This window comes from Stenotrophomonas sp. C9D9, assembly GCF_056491205.1.
Map to the genome: position 1 here is coordinate 229,126 of NZ_JBSZIF010000006.1, position 15,168 is coordinate 244,293.

At 66.7% G+C, this 15,168-nt stretch carries 12 protein-coding genes and 3 tRNA genes; 8 read left to right on the forward strand and 7 right to left on the reverse strand.

Translation table 11 applies throughout. The features are described from left to right. Nucleotides 1-14: 14 nt before the first annotated feature. From ACXI0D_RS16550 to ACXI0D_RS16565, 4 genes are all read right to left on the reverse strand, one after another. Nucleotides 15-90, reverse strand: a tRNA-Ala gene (locus ACXI0D_RS16550). A gap of 184 nt (nt 91-274) precedes the next feature. Further along, nucleotides 275-350, reverse strand: a tRNA-Glu gene (locus tag ACXI0D_RS16555). Nucleotides 351-404: 54 nt separating this feature from the next. Then, a tRNA-Ala gene (locus ACXI0D_RS16560) sits at nt 405-480 on the reverse strand. A 103-nt stretch (nt 481-583) separates the two neighbouring features. Beyond that, the gene (locus ACXI0D_RS16565) at nt 584-982 is read right to left on the reverse strand and encodes a heavy metal-responsive transcriptional regulator (RefSeq protein ID WP_049444459.1); all 399 of its coding nucleotides are present in this window, start codon (nt 980-982) and stop codon (nt 584-586) included. 186 nt (nt 983-1,168) lie between these two features. On the opposite strand from ACXI0D_RS16565, the gene ACXI0D_RS16570 reads away from it, so the two are divergent. From ACXI0D_RS16570 to ACXI0D_RS16605, 8 genes are all read left to right on the forward strand, one after another. Continuing rightward, nucleotides 1,169-2,236 carry a GlxA family transcriptional regulator gene (locus tag ACXI0D_RS16570; RefSeq protein ID WP_014037593.1) on the forward strand — a complete coding sequence of 356 codons (1,068 nt, stop codon included), beginning with the start codon at nt 1,169-1,171 and terminating at the stop codon, nt 2,234-2,236. Between the two features lie 81 nt (nt 2,237-2,317). Continuing rightward, nucleotides 2,318-3,121, forward strand: coding sequence for a redoxin family protein (locus ACXI0D_RS16575; RefSeq protein WP_049444458.1), 804 nt, complete (start codon nt 2,318-2,320; stop codon nt 3,119-3,121). 30 nt (nt 3,122-3,151) lie between these two features. Next, nucleotides 3,152-3,994 carry a thiol:disulfide interchange protein DsbG gene (dsbG, locus tag ACXI0D_RS16580; protein WP_049444457.1) on the forward strand — a complete coding sequence of 281 codons (843 nt, stop codon included), beginning with the start codon at nt 3,152-3,154 and terminating at the stop codon, nt 3,992-3,994. Nucleotides 3,995-4,508: 514 nt separating this feature from the next. After that, a complete protein-coding gene (locus ACXI0D_RS16585) occupies nt 4,509-5,939 on the forward strand; it encodes a DcaP family trimeric outer membrane transporter (RefSeq protein WP_119006439.1) in 1,431 nt (476 codons plus the stop codon). A 77-nt stretch (nt 5,940-6,016) separates the two neighbouring features. Then, complete coding sequence (gene adiC, locus ACXI0D_RS16590) at nt 6,017-7,369, forward strand: arginine/agmatine antiporter (protein ID WP_014037589.1); 1,353 nt, start codon at nt 6,017-6,019, stop codon at nt 7,367-7,369. A gap of 20 nt (nt 7,370-7,389) precedes the next feature. After that, nucleotides 7,390-9,678, forward strand: a complete 2,289-nt coding sequence (locus ACXI0D_RS16595) for an Orn/Lys/Arg family decarboxylase (RefSeq protein WP_101765690.1) — start codon at nt 7,390-7,392, stop codon at nt 9,676-9,678. Between the two features lie 28 nt (nt 9,679-9,706). After that, entirely contained in the window at nt 9,707-10,609 is a 903-nt protein-coding gene (locus tag ACXI0D_RS16600; protein WP_479642818.1) for a cation diffusion facilitator family transporter, read from the forward strand. Nucleotides 10,610-10,708: 99 nt separating this feature from the next. Beyond that, nucleotides 10,709-11,143 (forward strand): RidA family protein, encoded by a 435-nt coding sequence (locus ACXI0D_RS16605; RefSeq protein WP_014037586.1) that lies wholly within the window; start codon nt 10,709-10,711, stop codon nt 11,141-11,143. Here the strand turns inward: ACXI0D_RS16605 and ACXI0D_RS16610 are convergent. Genes ACXI0D_RS16610 through ACXI0D_RS16620 form a run of 3 tightly spaced genes read right to left on the reverse strand, consistent with a single transcriptional unit; the run spans nt 11,140 to nt 15,104 of the window. Beyond that, on the reverse strand, nt 11,140-11,853 hold the full coding sequence (locus ACXI0D_RS16610) for an energy transducer TonB family protein (RefSeq protein WP_049444451.1): 714 nt from the start codon (nt 11,851-11,853) through the stop codon (nt 11,140-11,142). The genes ACXI0D_RS16605 and ACXI0D_RS16610 overlap by 4 nt on opposite strands. Beyond that, the gene (locus ACXI0D_RS16615) at nt 11,846-12,646 is read right to left on the reverse strand and encodes a ChaN family lipoprotein (RefSeq protein WP_049444449.1); all 801 of its coding nucleotides are present in this window, start codon (nt 12,644-12,646) and stop codon (nt 11,846-11,848) included. Before ACXI0D_RS16615 ends, ACXI0D_RS16610 begins: the two co-directional genes overlap by 8 nt. Then, the gene (locus ACXI0D_RS16620) at nt 12,633-15,104 is read right to left on the reverse strand and encodes a TonB-dependent receptor (RefSeq protein WP_049444447.1); all 2,472 of its coding nucleotides are present in this window, start codon (nt 15,102-15,104) and stop codon (nt 12,633-12,635) included. Before ACXI0D_RS16620 ends, ACXI0D_RS16615 begins: the two co-directional genes overlap by 14 nt. Between the last annotated feature and the right edge of the window lie 64 nt (nt 15,105-15,168).

The following is a 15,168-nucleotide window of genomic DNA, read 5'->3' on the forward strand; positions in this document are numbered from 1 at the left end:
CCTAATGTCGAAAGTGGTGGAGCCAAGCGGGATCGAACCGCTGACCTCCTGCATGCCATGCAGGCGCTCTCCCAGCTGAGCTATGGCCCCGTGTTACCGAGCCGCCTATCATACCTGCGTGTTCACGTTTGTGGAAGTCTTTTTTGAACTTTTTTCGTTCCGGTTCAACCGCAGCCACGAGGGCAGGGGAACCGCAACGCCACAACCTGAATGCCGGTAGGCGGTGAACAAAAAAGACCCGGTTATCGGCCGGGTCCTCGTTGTTCGTGATGAGTGGCGTCCCCACGGGGATTCGAACCCCGGTCGCCACCGTGAAAGGGTGATGTCCTAGGCCTCTAGACGATGGGGACGCAATTCTCATCAATGTTCTTTAGCGACCTTTCGACGGCCTAATGCCGAAAGATTGGTGGAGCCAAGCGGGATCGAACCGCTGACCTCCTGCATGCCATGCAGGCGCTCTCCCAGCTGAGCTATGGCCCCACGTCGCTGAGGAGCGAAATAATAGCCTTGCCCCAGGGGGTTGGCAAGCATTTGTTGCACTTTTCTTCACGCGCGTTGCGAGGTGAATGTCAGTCGCCCGGACTCACGGTGTGTCATCAGTCAGCGCCGCCAGGATCGGGCATTGATCCAGTGTGCCGTGGCCGGGGCAGGCGTCGACCAGCTGCGAAAGCGCGGTGTGCATGCGCTGCAGTTCGGCCATGCGCTGCGCGATGTCGTGCAGTCGGGCCTGCGCCGTGTCGCGCACGCTGCCCATGTCCTGCGAGTGGCGGTCACTGAGTGCCAGCAGTTCGGCGATTTCTTCCAGGCTGAAGCCCAGCGTCTTGGCGCGGCGGATGAAGCGCAGCCTGCGCAGGTCCTGCTCGCCGAAGATGCGGTAACCCCCGGCCGAGCGTGCCGCCGTGGGCAGCAGCTGCTGGCGCTCGTAGTAGCGCACCGTATCGATCGGCACGCCGGCCTGGCGTGCCAGTTGACCAATGTTCATGGCGGATTCCTGCGGATGCTGCCGCTCATTGTGAAGCCTTGAGTCTGGTCCAGGGTCAAGGTCCCGTCGCTGGCGGCGCATTCAGCGCACTTTGCAACTTTCTTCATAGCCCCACCGTCGTGGCAGTTCCTACCCTGCGCCTGAACCGGCCGCTGGATGGCCTGCAACGAACCGAGGAGATGGTCTGTGGAAGGATTCAGGAACGAAGGATTCGTCGAGGTCGCGGTGGTCGAGTACCCGGGAGGTGACCCGTCGGCCGCCTCCGTGCTGACCGAGATGGCACATGTCGCCAACCGGCTTGCCCAGCAGCAGCGCCGTCCGTTCAAGCGTGTCCTGGTGACCCGCTGGATCGTGCCGGCCAGCCAGACCGGCGTGCATCGCATTGCCGGCGCGGAGATGCTCGAGGCGGACATTCCGGCCGTGATCGCCGTGCCTGGCCAGATCAGCCAGGGCGTCTGCCTGCGCGCCGATGAGGTGCTGCTGGATTGGCTGCGCGCGCACTACGACGGTGGCAGTCTGCTGGCGGCGGCCAGCGATGGTGTCAGCATGCTCGCGCGCGCCGGTCTGCTGGCCGGGCGCACGGTCAGTGGCCCGGACCTCGGGCGCCACCCGGGTCTGCAGGGGCAGTCGGCCAGCTGGGTGCCCAGTGAGCGCGCGCTGGTCGATGACGGCGACCTGCTGACGGTGGCCGGTTCCCAGGCCTGGCGCTTCCTCGCCCTGCGCCTGCTGTACCGGCTGCACGGTCAGGGCGTGGCGAGTTCCGTTGCGCAGCAGCTGGGGATCACGGTGCCGGCGGCCATCCAGCAGGATCTCGAGCGCTTCAGTGCCAACTTCGCCCATGGCGATCGCGACGTACTGAAGGCGCAACGCTGGCTGCATACCACCGCTGCGCGCGGCGCCACGCTCGGCGCGATCTGTGAGATTTCCGGGCTGGAGCCGCGGACCCTGCAGCGGCGCTTCCTGAAGGCCACCGGCCTGCGCCCGATCGAGTATTGCCAGCGGTTGCGTATCGCCAAGGCGCAGACGCTGCTGCAGCAGGGCGCGGGTATCGATGAAGTGGCCTGGGGCGTGGGTTACGCCGATCAGAGTGCTTTCCGTCGCCTGTTCCTGCGCATTGTCGGAATGACGCCGGCCAACTATCGCCGGCTGGTCAACAACAAGCGACGCGAGCGGCCGCTGTTGTCATCGGTGGCGGGCAGCCTGCGCGGGTTGCAACCGGTGCCTGGCATGCAGATGCCGCGCAGCGCCGCCTGATGCCTGCGGTGGGCGTCGCGCTTGCAACCTGGACGCGACGCTTTGACCATGCAGGCAACGGATGATGGGACAGGTGGGCTGATGTCGAGTGTTGGGCCGGTGCCGATGCCGGTGGTGTTGATCCTGATGTGCGTGCTGCTGGCCATGGCCGTGGCACACCTGTGGCCGCGTCGGAAGGACGGGATGGCAGTGCCTTCCGCGGCAAGCATGGTCCTGGACATGTTGCTGATCGGCCTGCTGTGCGGGCGCATCAGCTTCGTGGCCTTGAACTTCGCGCTCTATCGTGAGGCCCCCTGGAGCATCCTGCAGATCGCCGATGGTGGGTATCACCTCTCGGTCGTGCTGGCTGCAGGCCTCGCCTGGGGTGTTTGGCGGCTGAGGCTATGGCGCGCCTTGCGTGCCCCGGTGCTGGCGGGGGCGCTGGTGGGCGTGGTGCTGTGGGCGGCGGGCAGCCACCTGTTGGCAGCATGGCAGGAGCTGCGCATGCCGCTGCCGGCGGTGCAGGTGACCGATCTGCAGGGGCGCGTGATCGACCTGCAGCAGTTCCGGGGCAAACCGCTGGTGCTGAATCTCTGGGCCAGCTGGTGTGGGCCCTGCCGGCGCGAGATGCCGGTGCTGGCATCCGCACAGCAGACCCATACTGACGTGCAGTTCGTGTTCCTCAACCAGGGGGAAACGCTGGGCGAAGTAGAAGGTTTCATCGCGTCCGAGCGGCTTCGGCTGGGCAATGTGCTGCTGGACGATACCGCCTCCGCGTCAACCGCACTGGGTGTGCAGGCCTATCCGTCGACGCTGTTTTTCGACGCCGAAGGGCGCCTGCGTGAACTGCACCTTGGCGAACTGACTGTGGCGGGCCTTGAACACAAACTGCGTCGGCTGCGGTAGCCTGCGCGGGCATCTCACTACGGAGTTCCCATGTTGTCGACTTCCCTGCGCATCGCTCCGGCGGTGCTGTTGCTGCCGGTCATGCTGGCATTGGCCGCCTGCAGCCAGGCCCAGACCCCGCCGGGCAAGACGGCCGCAGCACCGGCGGCCAGCGCTCCGGCAACTGCGGCCAAGGGTGACCGCCCCGCAGTGCTGAAAGGCATCGAGAAGCACGGCTTCGAAGTCGTTGCCGAGTTCGATGCACCGGGTGGTCTGCGCGGCTTCGCTGGCGTGGTGGGCGGGCAGCAGCCGGCTGCGGCCTACGTCACCGCCGACGGCAAGCACGTGCTGGTAGGCAGCCTGTTCGACGCCGAAGGCAACGATGTGGCCGCCGAGGCGGTGGAGAAGCTGGTCGCTGCACCGATGTCGGCCAAGATGTGGACCAAGCTGGAAGCCAGTGCCTGGGTGCGTGACGGCAAGGCCGATGCGCCGCGCGTGGTCTACACCTTCAGTGATGCCAACTGCCCGTACTGCCACAAGTTCTGGGAAGCGGCCCGCCCGTGGGTCGACGCGGGCAAGGTCCAGCTGCGCCACATCATGGTTGGCGTGATCCGCGAGGACAGCCCGGCCAAGGCCGCCGCCATCCTGTCCGCGCGTGACCCGAGTGCGGCATTGCTGGAAAACGAACACCAGTTCGACCGTGGTGGCATCAAGGCCCTGCCGAGCATCAGCCGCGAGATCGCCGGCAAGCTCGACGCCAACCAGGTGCTGATGATCGAGATGGGGTTCCAGGGCACGCCGGGCATCCTGTTCCAGGACGCACAGGGCCAGGTGCAGCGTCGCGCGGGCCTGCCGCAGGGCGCCGACCTGCAGACGGTGTTGGGCCCACGCTGATCGCCGCCAACGTCGTGATGTAACCCACAGGCCCGCATGGCAGCATGCGGGCCTGTTGCTTTTCGTCGCTCCTGCAGACGCTGTGGGGCTGCGCAGCAGCTGTTCGTCGTCACGTCTGAATCGTGACTGACATCAAGCATCGCGCCTTGATTCCAATCAAGGTCAAAAACGACAGGCGGATTAGCCTGTGACGCATGGAATACAGCGTCAACGCGCCATGGATGCCGCGCCAGACATGCCCTGAACCGGGGCGGTCGGCACAGCCATTCACGACACTCTCACCCCCCGATTGTTACCCAGACCGCTGCGGTCGCCACCTCTCTGGCAGCGCGGCCTTGATGGGCTCGACACCGGTGCGGGCAGGGCAGTGTCATCGTCCTGTTGCCTGCCGGATGCAGGCTGGCCGGTGTCGTCAACGCAGTATCCGCATTTCCAGCAACGGCAACGCGAGGCCAGGGCGCTGTGCGCCTGTGTCCGGCCAGCGCGTTGCGAGTGTTTGTCCAGGGAGGATGCAATGCGCTTGGCGGTACTGAGTCTGGCCTGTCTGACCGCGCTGGCGATCACGCCAGCGTATGCGCAGCAGGATGGCCAGGAAGATGCGCAGGCGTTGCGCCAGGAAATCGCTGCCATGCGCCAGGCGCTGGAAGGCATGCAGCAGCGCCTGGATCGGCTTGAGCAGCGAGAGGGAGCCGAAGCGGCCACGCCGCAGGTGCCGGCGCCGATGGTCGCGGCCGCCAGCGGCGCCAACCTGCTGCATGCCACCCAGGTGCCGGGCGTGGCGCAGCCGGTGCTGCCGCAGCGCGAATCCGTGGCCGACCCCTCAACGGCGGCCTCGCGTCCCGACAGCGCCGCTGGGCCGACCGACCCGGATCTGAAGGGCTTCTTTGCCATTCCCGGCACCGATACGGTGATCCGCATCGGCGGCTACGCCAAGCTCGATGCGATTGCCGATTCGCGTGCGGCCGGTGACGAGGATCAGTTCATTCCCTCGTCGATGCCGGTGGGTGGCAGTCATCGCGATGTCTCCAACTTCAACATCCACGCCAAGCAGACCCGCTTCAGTTTCGAGGCGCGGCGCCCGACCACGCACGGCAACCTGCGCTTCTACCTGGAGAATGATTTCTTCGGCAGCAGCGATGGCTACGAGTTCCGCCTGCGCCATGCCTATGGCCAGCTCGGCAATACGTATGCCGGCTACGGCTATTCCAGCTTCATGGATCCGGACAGCCTGCCCGACACGTTGGACTTCGCCGGCCCTGGTGGCGCCGGTTACCTGCTGGTGGCCGGCATCCATCACAGCTTTGCGATGGGCAAGGGCAACACCCTGACCGTCGCCGCTGAAGACCCGAAGACAGAGCTTGCCGGCGCCAGCGACGCCCGCGCGGCAGTCAATCGCCTGCCCGATGTGACGGTGACCGCGCGCATGGAGCGCGACTGGGGCCACCTGCAGCTGGGCGCGGTGGCACGCAGCCTGGCCTACGACGGCGATGGCGAGCGCGACCGGCGCATGGCCGGTGGCCTGCAGCTGAGCGGCTCGGCCTCAGTGGGCGAGCGCGACCTGCTGCTGTTCGGCGTACTCGGCGGGCGCGGCCTCAGTCGCTACACCGCCGACCTGACCGGCTCCGGGCTGGATGCGGTGGTCGGTGCCGATGGCCGCCTCGACGCGCTGGACCTGCACGGCGGTTTTGTTGGCTACACCCATTACTGGTCCGAGCTGTGGCGTTCGAACCTGATCTTCGGCCAGCTGACCCTGGAGCGGAATGCCGCACTGGCGGCCGACGCATTCCGGCAGAGCCGCTACGGCGTGTTCAACCTGATCTGGAGCCCGGCGCCTTCGTGGACGATGGGCATGGAGCTGCTGTACGGCCGCCTGGAACAGCAGGGCGGCGCGCGCGGCGACACGGTCCGGGTGCAGGGCAGCCTGCAATACAACTTCATCAAATAGGCGCCAGCGGTCGTATGCCAGCGTAACCCGTCCCCACGCCCGGCTGCACCGGGCTCATGCCAGTACAGGAGATTGTCATGGCAGAAGCAAAGAAAATCGGGGTGGTCGGAGCCACCTTCCTCGTCGCCGGCAACATGATGGGCTCAGGCGTGTTCCTGTTGCCGTCCAGCCTGGCCAAGATCGGTACCGCCTCGATCTGGGGCTGGCTGATCACCACCGCCGGTGCGCTGCTGCTGGCCTTCGTGTTCGCCAAGCTGGGCAAGCTGGCACCCAAGGCGGGCGGTCCCTATGCCTACGCGCGTGACTGGTTCGGGCCGTATATGGGCTTCCAGACCAACACCATCTACTGGTTCGCCAACTGGATCGGCAACGTCGCCATCCCGATCGCGGCGGTGGGCTACTTCAGCTACTTCTTCCCGATCCTGTCCGAGCCGCTGGTGCGCTGCATCGCGGTGCTGGTGCTGGTGTGGGCGCTGAGCTTCGCCAACATGATCGGTCCGGCCTTCGTCAGCCGCGTGCAGACGGTCACCACCAGCTTCGCGCTGGTGCCGATCCTGGGCATCGCGATCTTCGGCTGGTTCTTCTTCGATGCCGACATCTTCAAGGGCGCCTACAACGTGTCGGGTGAATCCAACTTCGGCGCGATTTCCAGCGCTGCGGCGCTCACCCTGTGGGCCTTCATCGGCGTGGAGTCGGCTTCGGTGACCGCCGGCGTGGTGGAAAACCCGGAAAAGAACGTGGCCCGTGCCACGCTGGCCGGTGTGTTCCTGGCCGCCATCGCCTACATCGCCAGCTCCTCGGTGATCATGGGCATGGTGCCGAACTCGGAACTGCAGGTGTCCGATGCGCCGTTCGCACTGGCCGCGGCCAAGGCGGTGGGGGGCTGGGGCGGTGCGCTGGTCAGCCTGTGCGCCTTCATCGGTGCTGCCGGTTCGCTGGGCGGCTGGATCCTGCTGACCGCACAGAGCGCCAAGGCGGCTTCCGATGATGGCCTGTTCCCGAGCATCTTCAGCAAGACCAACAAGGATGACGTGCCGGTCAAGGGCGTGCTGATCGTGGCGGTGCTGATGACCCTGGCGGTGCTGGTCACCTCCACCTCGGAAACCGCGTCGGCGCAGTTCGACGTGATCACGTCGGCGGCGGTGGTGCTGACCCTGTTGCCCTACATCTACTCGTGCGTGGCCTGCTACTTCGTGGTCGAGCGCTCGCACACCCTGGTCCACACCGGTGCGTTCTGGACCCTGACCAGCCTGACCGTCGTGTACTGCCTGTGGGCGATCTACGGCTCGTCGGGAACCATCGTGCAGTACGCCTTCCTGTTCGTGCTGTTCATCACCGTGTTCTATCCCTTCTTCAGCGAGGAGCGCCGCCAGCAGCGGCAGCGCGCCCGCGAGGCATCGGCCATCAGCGCCGGCGCCCAGCGTTCCTGAGTTCGACAAGGAGAATCAACGTGTACTTCAAGTCCCTGGACTATCCGGTCATTGTCATCGACAACGACTACGAGTCGCCGCGCATCGGCGGCATCCTGATCCGCGCCCTGGTGGAAGAACTGCGCAGCAACGACCAGCGCGTGCTGTGCGGCCTGAACCTGGATGATGCCCGCGCCGGTGCCCGCACCTATGTGGCGGCCTCGGCGGTGCTGATCTCGATCGACGGCAGCGAAGAGGTGGATGGCGAGTTCCAGCGCCTGACTGCCTTCCTGCGCGAGCAGAGCGCGCGCCGCGCCAACCTGCCGGTGTTCCTGTACGGCGAGCGCCGCACCATCGAGAAGGTGCCGAGCAAGCTGCTCAAGTACATCCACGGCTTCATCTTCCTGTTTGAAGACACCAAGAGCTTCATCTCGCGGCAGGTGATGCGCGCGGCCGAAGACTACATGAAGAATCTGCTGCCGCCGTTCTTCAAGGCACTGATCCATCATGCGGCCGAGTCGAACTATTCCTGGCACACGCCGGGCCACGCCGGCGGCGTGGCGTTCACCAAGTCGCCGGTCGGCCGTGCATTCCACCAGTTCTACGGCGAGAACACGCTGCGCAGCGATCTGTCGATCTCGGTGCCGGAGCTGGGCTCGCTGCTCGACCACACCGGCCCGATCAAGGATGCCGAGAACGAGGCGGCGCGCAACTTCGGTGCCGACCATACCTTCTTCGTCACAAATGGCACTTCCACCGCCAACAAGATCGTGTGGCATGGCACGGTGGCGCGCGGCGACGTGGTGTTCGTCGATCGCAACTGCCACAAGTCGCTGCTGCACGCGCTGATCATGACCGGTGCAGTGCCGGTGTACTTCACGCCCAGCCGCAACGCGCACGGCATCATCGGCCCGATCAGCCTGGACCAGTTCACGCCGGAGTCGCTGCAGCAGCGCATCGCCGCCAACCCGCTGGCCAGCCAGGCCTACAAGGCCGGTTCCAAGCCACGCATTGCGGTGGTCACCAACTCGACCTACGACGGCCTGTGCTACAACGCCGAGAAGATCGCTGACGAGATCGGCAGCGCGGTCGATTTCCTGCACTTCGACGAAGCGTGGTACGCCTACGCGGCGTTCCATCCGTTCTACGAGAACCACTACGGCATGGCCAAGGGCAAGCCGCGTGAGCAGGATGCGATCATCTTCACTACGCATTCCACCCACAAGCTGCTGGCGGCGTTCTCGCAGGCGTCGATGATCCACGTACGCAATTCTGCGCAGCGCAACCTGGATGCCGAGCGCTTCAACGAGTCGTTCATGATGCATACCTCGACCAGCCCGCACTACGGGGTGATCGCGGCCTGCGACGTGGCCTCGAAGATGATGGAAGGCGATGCCGGCCGTTCGCTGGTGCAGGAAATGCATGACGAGGCCATCGCCTTCCGCCGCGCGATGCTGCATGTCCGCGATGATCTCGGTCGCGATGACTGGTGGTTCAGCGTGTGGCAGCCGACCCAGGTCGAGCGCAGCCTGGACAAGGGCGATACGCCGGCGCCGCTGGTGGCCAAGCGCGAGGAGTGGTACCTGCAGCCGGATGCGCACTGGCATGGCTTCGAGAACCTGGTCGACGACTATGTGCTGATCGACCCGATCAAGGTGACCCTGCTGACGCCGGGCCTGGCGATGGACGGCAGCATGGGCAAGCTGGGCATCCCGGCGGCGGTGCTGAGCAAGTTCCTATGGGGCCGCGGCATCACCGTGGAGAAGACCAACCTGTACTCGGTGCTGTTCCTGTTCTCGATGGGCATCACCAAGGGCAAGTGGAGCACCTTGGTGACCGAGCTGATGGCGTTCAAGGAGCTGTACGACCGCAATGCGCCGCTGAGCCAGGCACTGCCGACCCTGGCTGCCGATTATCCGAATGCCTACGCCGGTTGGGGCCTGCGTGACCTGTGCGACGCGCTGCATGCGTTCAACCAGGAATTCGCCGTGGCCAAGGTGATGCGCGAGATGTACGTGGATCTGCCGACGCCGGTGATGACCCCGGCCGATGCCTACAACCACCTGGTCAAGGGCGAGATCGAGCGGGTCGACATCGAGCAGATCAGTGGCCGCATTGCGGCGACCATGCTGGTGCCGTACCCGCCGGGCATCCCGACCATCATGCCCGGCGAGCGCTTCGGCGACAGCGACGAGCCGATCATCCAGTCGCTGCGCATCGCCCGCGAGCAGAACGCCCGTTTCCCTGGCTTCGAGTCGGACGTGCACGGGCTCATCATCGAGCAGGAGGGGGATGTGGTTTCGTACAAGGTGGAGGTGCTGAAGGCCTGACCCGCAACGGTCGGCCCTTCGGCGAACGATGGATACCGCGCGCGAGCAACGCATCCTGAAGTTCTCGATCGGGGTCACCCTGGCGGTGAGCGCGGTCGGTTTCAGTGGTGGCCTGCTGGTGGGATCGCAGGCCATCCTGTTCGACGGCGTGTACAGCCTGGTCGACGTCGCCCTGACCCTGGTGTCGTTGTCGGTGCTGCGGCTGGTGGCGCGGGAGCAGAGCCCGCGCTTCCAGTACGGCTACTGGCACCTGGAGCCGATGGTCGAGGCGCTGGGCGGTGTGATCCTGTCGCTGGCCTGCGTGTATGCGCTGGCCAACGCCGTGATCGGATTGACCACGGGCGGGCACGAGGTGAAGTTCGGGCCCGCGCTGTGGTGGGCGGCACTGCTGAGTGCCAGCAATCTGGCGATGGCGGCATTCGTCGCACAGCGTGCGCGGCACCTGCGCTCCGCCCTGTTGTGGCTGGACGTGCGCGACTGGCTGCTGGGCGGATTGATGAGCCTGGCGGTGGTGCTGGCCTTCGTGCTGGCGCTGGTCCTGCACGGCGGTGAGTGGCACCACTGGGTGCCGTACCTGGATTCGATCGTGCTGGCGTTGATCAGCCTGGCAGTGCTGCCGGTGCCGGCGCGCAGCGCGTGGAAGGCCATGCGCGAAGTGCTGCAGGTGGCACCCGATGATCTGGACCGGCGCGTGCAGCAGGTGATGCAGGCGTTCGTGGCCGAGCGTGGCTATGCCGGTTTCACCAGCCACGTGGCGAAGATGGGGCGGATGCGCTTCATCGAGATCCATGTGCTGGCTGACCCGGCCATGCCGCTGGGGTCGGTGGGCGAAGTCGACGCGATGCGCGACGAGATCGCGGTGCGGCTGGATGCGCGGGGCAGTACCTTCTGGTTGACCATCGATTTCACGGCGGATCCGGCGTGGACGTGATCGTTGCGCGTGGCGAATCGATCTGTTGCACGGGCGTTGTTTGACCTCAACTCATGTTCAGGTTGCAGACTCACTCGCATCCCCAACGAGGCATGCGGCATGAACCTGCTGACCACCCCCGACCTCGGCCACGGCCTGCTGGAACTGTTCAATCCTGCGGGGCTTTACGACCCTTCGGCCAATGGCTACTCGCACGTGGCCGTGGTGCGCCTTCCCGCCCGGGTCATCCATATCGCCGGGCAGGGCGGTGAGGATGCCGATGGCCATCTCTCCCCCGGTTTCGAGGAACAGGTCGAGCAGGCGCTGGACAACCTGCAGATTGCATTGGGTTCGGCGCAGGCCAGCCTGGCCGATGTCGCACGGTTGCGCATCCTGGTGGTCGACCACGACGAGGACCGGCTGGGCATCATCGCCCGTCAGGTGCGGCGGCGTTGGCCTAACCGCGCGGCGCCGACCTGCACCCTGATTCCCGTGCCGCGGCTGGCGCTGGACGGCATGCTGTTCGAGATCGAGGCGGAGGCCTACGCCGCCTAGCGCAGGTAGTACTCCACCGGCACCACCAGTTCCTGCGGTGCCTTCATTTCCACGGGAATGGGCGGCAGCGGCTGCGCGCGGCGGAACGTCTGCAGCGCGGCGTCGTCGAGCATCGGTTGGCCACTGGACTGCTCCAACCGCAGCGCCAGCAGGCGTCCCTCGCGATCGATGCTGGCCCTGACCCAGGCGGTCCCCTGCTGCCGGCGCGAGCGCGCGGCGGCGGGGTAGTAGCGGTAACGCTCCAGCCGCGCCATCAGGCGGGCTTCCCACTGGTCGCTGGCGGCGCCGGCCTGGAAGTCCGCCGGTGGTGCGTCGGGAGCGGGCGGCGCGGCCGTGATCGATGCCGGTGCGGGACTTGCATTGGTCACGGCCGCAGGCGGGGCGACCGGCAGGGCTTGCCGGCCAGGGCCACCGCGTTCGCTGGCGGCCACCTCGCCCTCGCGTGCGGCGGTGGGCTTCGGTGGAGGGGGCGACTTCGTTGGTTGCGATGCGCGCGCCTGCTGCGCCTGGCTGGGGGTGTCGGCCTGGCGCTCTTCCACTGGCTGGGGCGGCGTCGCCGGCGCCAGCAGGCGCAGGCTGATGCGCACGTCCTGCTCAGGCGGCGGCAGCAACGGCGGCGTGGCCACCCAATGCATCAACAGCAGCAGGGGCAACAGGTGCAGGCCGATGCTGATGGCGATCGCCTGCCAGTGTTGGCCGCGCTCACTCATCGTCCAGCACCCATAGCAGGTCGGCGTCGGCCGCCTCGACGGTTTCACCCGGCGAGGCCAGTGCGATCACCAGCGCTGGTGTATCCGCTGGCAGGTAGCCCGGCACGCCGGTACCGCGCAGTACATGCCAGCGACCAGCCACCAGCAGCGAGGGCGCGGGTGCTGCGGTCAGCACTTGTGCCATGCGCGTGTCGCGGGCCTGTTGCACGGCCAGCATCCCTTCCAGCATCGGTGCTGCGTCCGCATGCTGGGCCAGCACCACGGCCGACAGGCGTTGCTGGGCAGCGGGCACCGGGAACCGCACTGCATCCGCGGACGCCAGGCGCGCGTTGACCTCGGCGCGCGCGAGATTGCCGCCGAACAAGGGGATGCCGGCAGCGGTGGCGTCCTGCACCAGCCCGCCGTAGGCGGTCCACGGCCATCGTGTATCCCAGCCCAGCAGCTCCTGCAGGCGCGCACCGCCGGCATGGTTGCCATTGGCCAGCCAGCGCTGCACCCGCTGCAGGCGCGGCTGGCGTTCGCTGGCAATCATCTCCAGCACCAGTGCGCCTTGTGGTCGTTGCTGCTGCAGCACGTGCAGCAGCCAGCGCTGGGCGGCGTGGTCTCCGGCCAGGTCGTGGCGTTCGCCCAGCAGCAGTCGCGGGGCGTTCGCTGCGCGCTTCACGAACGCAGCTTCGTCCAGGGTCTGGCCGCTGGCGAGGTCGAGCACCGTGCCGGGCATCGGCTGCGCGCTGGCCATTGCGGCCAGTGCAAGCAGGCATAGCGGCAGCCAGCGACGGCTAGAACGCCACATTGACGCCCATCGAGACGGTGCGGCCACGGCCGTTGCCGCGGTCCAGGATCGGGCTGAAGATGCTGTCGATCGAGGCATTGTTGTCATAGGCCTTGTTCTGCAGGTTTTCGATGTTCAGCCACAGCGTGGTGTTGGGCTGGGGCTTGAAGCTGGCGTAGAAGTCGAGCAGTACACCGGTACCGCCGGTCTTGCGAGTCTGGAAGAAGTCGTAGCCTTCTTCGGTGGGCCCGGAGTATTCGGCGCGCAGGCCGGCCTGCACGCGCTGCTGCCACCAGCGGCCGCCCACGTCCAGCGTCCAGTAGCGGTCGGGCAGGGCGGTGATGTCTTCCAGGTTGACGAATTCGATGGCGGGCGCGCTGGTGTGTGAACGTGTCCAGCTCAGCGTGGCGTGGTAGTGCTCGCTGGCGTAGTGCGCTTCCAGTTCGATACCGCGCATGCGCACCACGCCCGGGTGGTTCATCCAGCGCGTGGTGGTGCTGAAATCGTCCACGTCCAGCGCATCGGTCCAGGCAGTGAGCTGCGGATCGCTGTCGATCGGTACCACGAAGGGCTCCACTTCCGGCGGATGCACGATCAGCAGGTATTGCGGCTTGATGTAGTCGCGGATGCGGTTGTCGAAGCGGGTGACGCGCAGCTGGGCCAGGTCGCCGTCAACCAGCAGCGAGTCGGTGCTGAGGTTGGCGCCGAACTGCAGGTTGCGCGAGCGCTCACGGCGCAGGAACGGGTTGGCGCCCACGCCGTCGGCATCGCTCATGCCTTCCAGCGGGATTTTTTCGAAGAACATCTCCTGCACGCGCGGCGGGCGCGATGTGCGCGAGGCTTCGGTGAACAGCTGCAGCCAGTCGGTGGCCTGCCACGAAACCGCCAGGCTGGGGCTGAGCGCGTGCTGGGTGCGGCGCACGTCGATGCCGCCGCCGTTGATCTCCGCGCACTGGCCGGGGACATCCGAGCACACCGGGACGTGGCCACGGATGCCATAGCGATCCTGGCGCAGGCCTGCGGTCAGCGCGTAGACGTCGTACTGCAGTTCCAGCGTGCTGAACACACTGTCCAGCTGGCTGCGACCCTGGGGGTTGGCGCCGCGCAGGGTCGGAGTGTCGGCCACGTAGATGTCCGACTGGTGCTTGATGCCGGTGTTCCAGCGTGCCTGCAGCGCGCCGATGTCGAAGCGGCTGGTGTTGTCGAGTGTCCAGCTGCTCAGGCTGCTGTGGGTGCGGCGGCCGATGTAGCTGGAGTCCTCCACCGGCGGATAGAACAGCCGGGTCTTGTTGCTGGCGAAGGTCGCACGCAGGTCGATCCACGGCGTGTAGGGCGTGTAGTGGTAGCTGGCACGCTGGTTGCGCGCGGAAATCTGCCACGGGTAGTTGTGGTAGAAGTCGTTTTCGTAACGCATGTGGCTCAGGTCCAGCCGATGCTGGTCACTGGGCTGCAGGCGTGCTTTCAACAGCCAGCTGCTGGGTTGCTGGCTGCCGGGGTCGGCATTGTTCTTCTGCCCGCGTGCCGTGGCGTACTCGCCGCTGCGACTGCTGCTGGCGGCGGCCAGCAGGCCGAACTGGCGGTCACCACCGTCTTCGCTGTGGCGCCACGCGCCGGCGAAGGTGCGGCCATTGCCGTAGCCGTTGTTGCCATGACGGTAGCCCGCGCGCAGGCCCCAGTCACGACCTTCGCCAAGCAGATCGTCGATGTCGAGCGTGCGGAAATTGGCACTGCCGGTCAGCGTGCCGGCGCCATCACCACCGGCGACCGCGCCGCGCTGCACGTCCACGCCGGCCAGCAGGAACGGATCGACATAGGCGAACGGCCCGCCTGAGCCATGGCCCGCGTTGTTGCGGAAGGTCTGGGTGACACCATCGATCATGGTGTTGACCCGGCCGGCGCCGGTCATGCCGCGGATGTTGACCTGCAGGCCAGGCTGGCTGCGCGAATGGAAACTGTGGGTGCCGGGCATCGAACGCAGCAGGCTGTTGCCGTCCTGGCGTTCGGCCATCGCCACGCGCTCGCTGCCGACCGCCGGCGCGAAGCCATCGCGCGTGGCCGGCACATACTGGCTGGCGCCTGCACCGGGAGAATGACCCTGCGCGGTATCGCCCTGCACGCGCAGCGGGCCGGTTCGACGGCTGCCATCGGCGGGTTCGGCCGGCGCCGGTTCCAGGGTGGCGCGGCGTGCGTCGATGAAGCGGGGGCGCAGGCCGCTGCCGGCCAGCAGGCGCGACAGGGCCTGAGCGTCGTCGAACTGTCCGCGCAGCGCTGGCGCCGTCTGGCCGCCCGGCAGTGCCGCACCGATCACCAGGTCGACACCGGTCAACCGGCTGTAGGCGTCCAGTGCGCTGGCCAGCGGTTGTGCAGGAAGATCGAAGTGGCGGGTGGCGGCCTGCGCGTGTGCGCTGGCGGACAACAACGGAAGCGGACTGGCGCAGGCCAGTGACAGGGCGAGGACAAGGGGGCGGTGAAACAGCATCGGGGGCTCCAGGGGCTGACGCAGTGCGTCGTCATCCTGGGTAGACGCAGCGGCAGGGCCGATG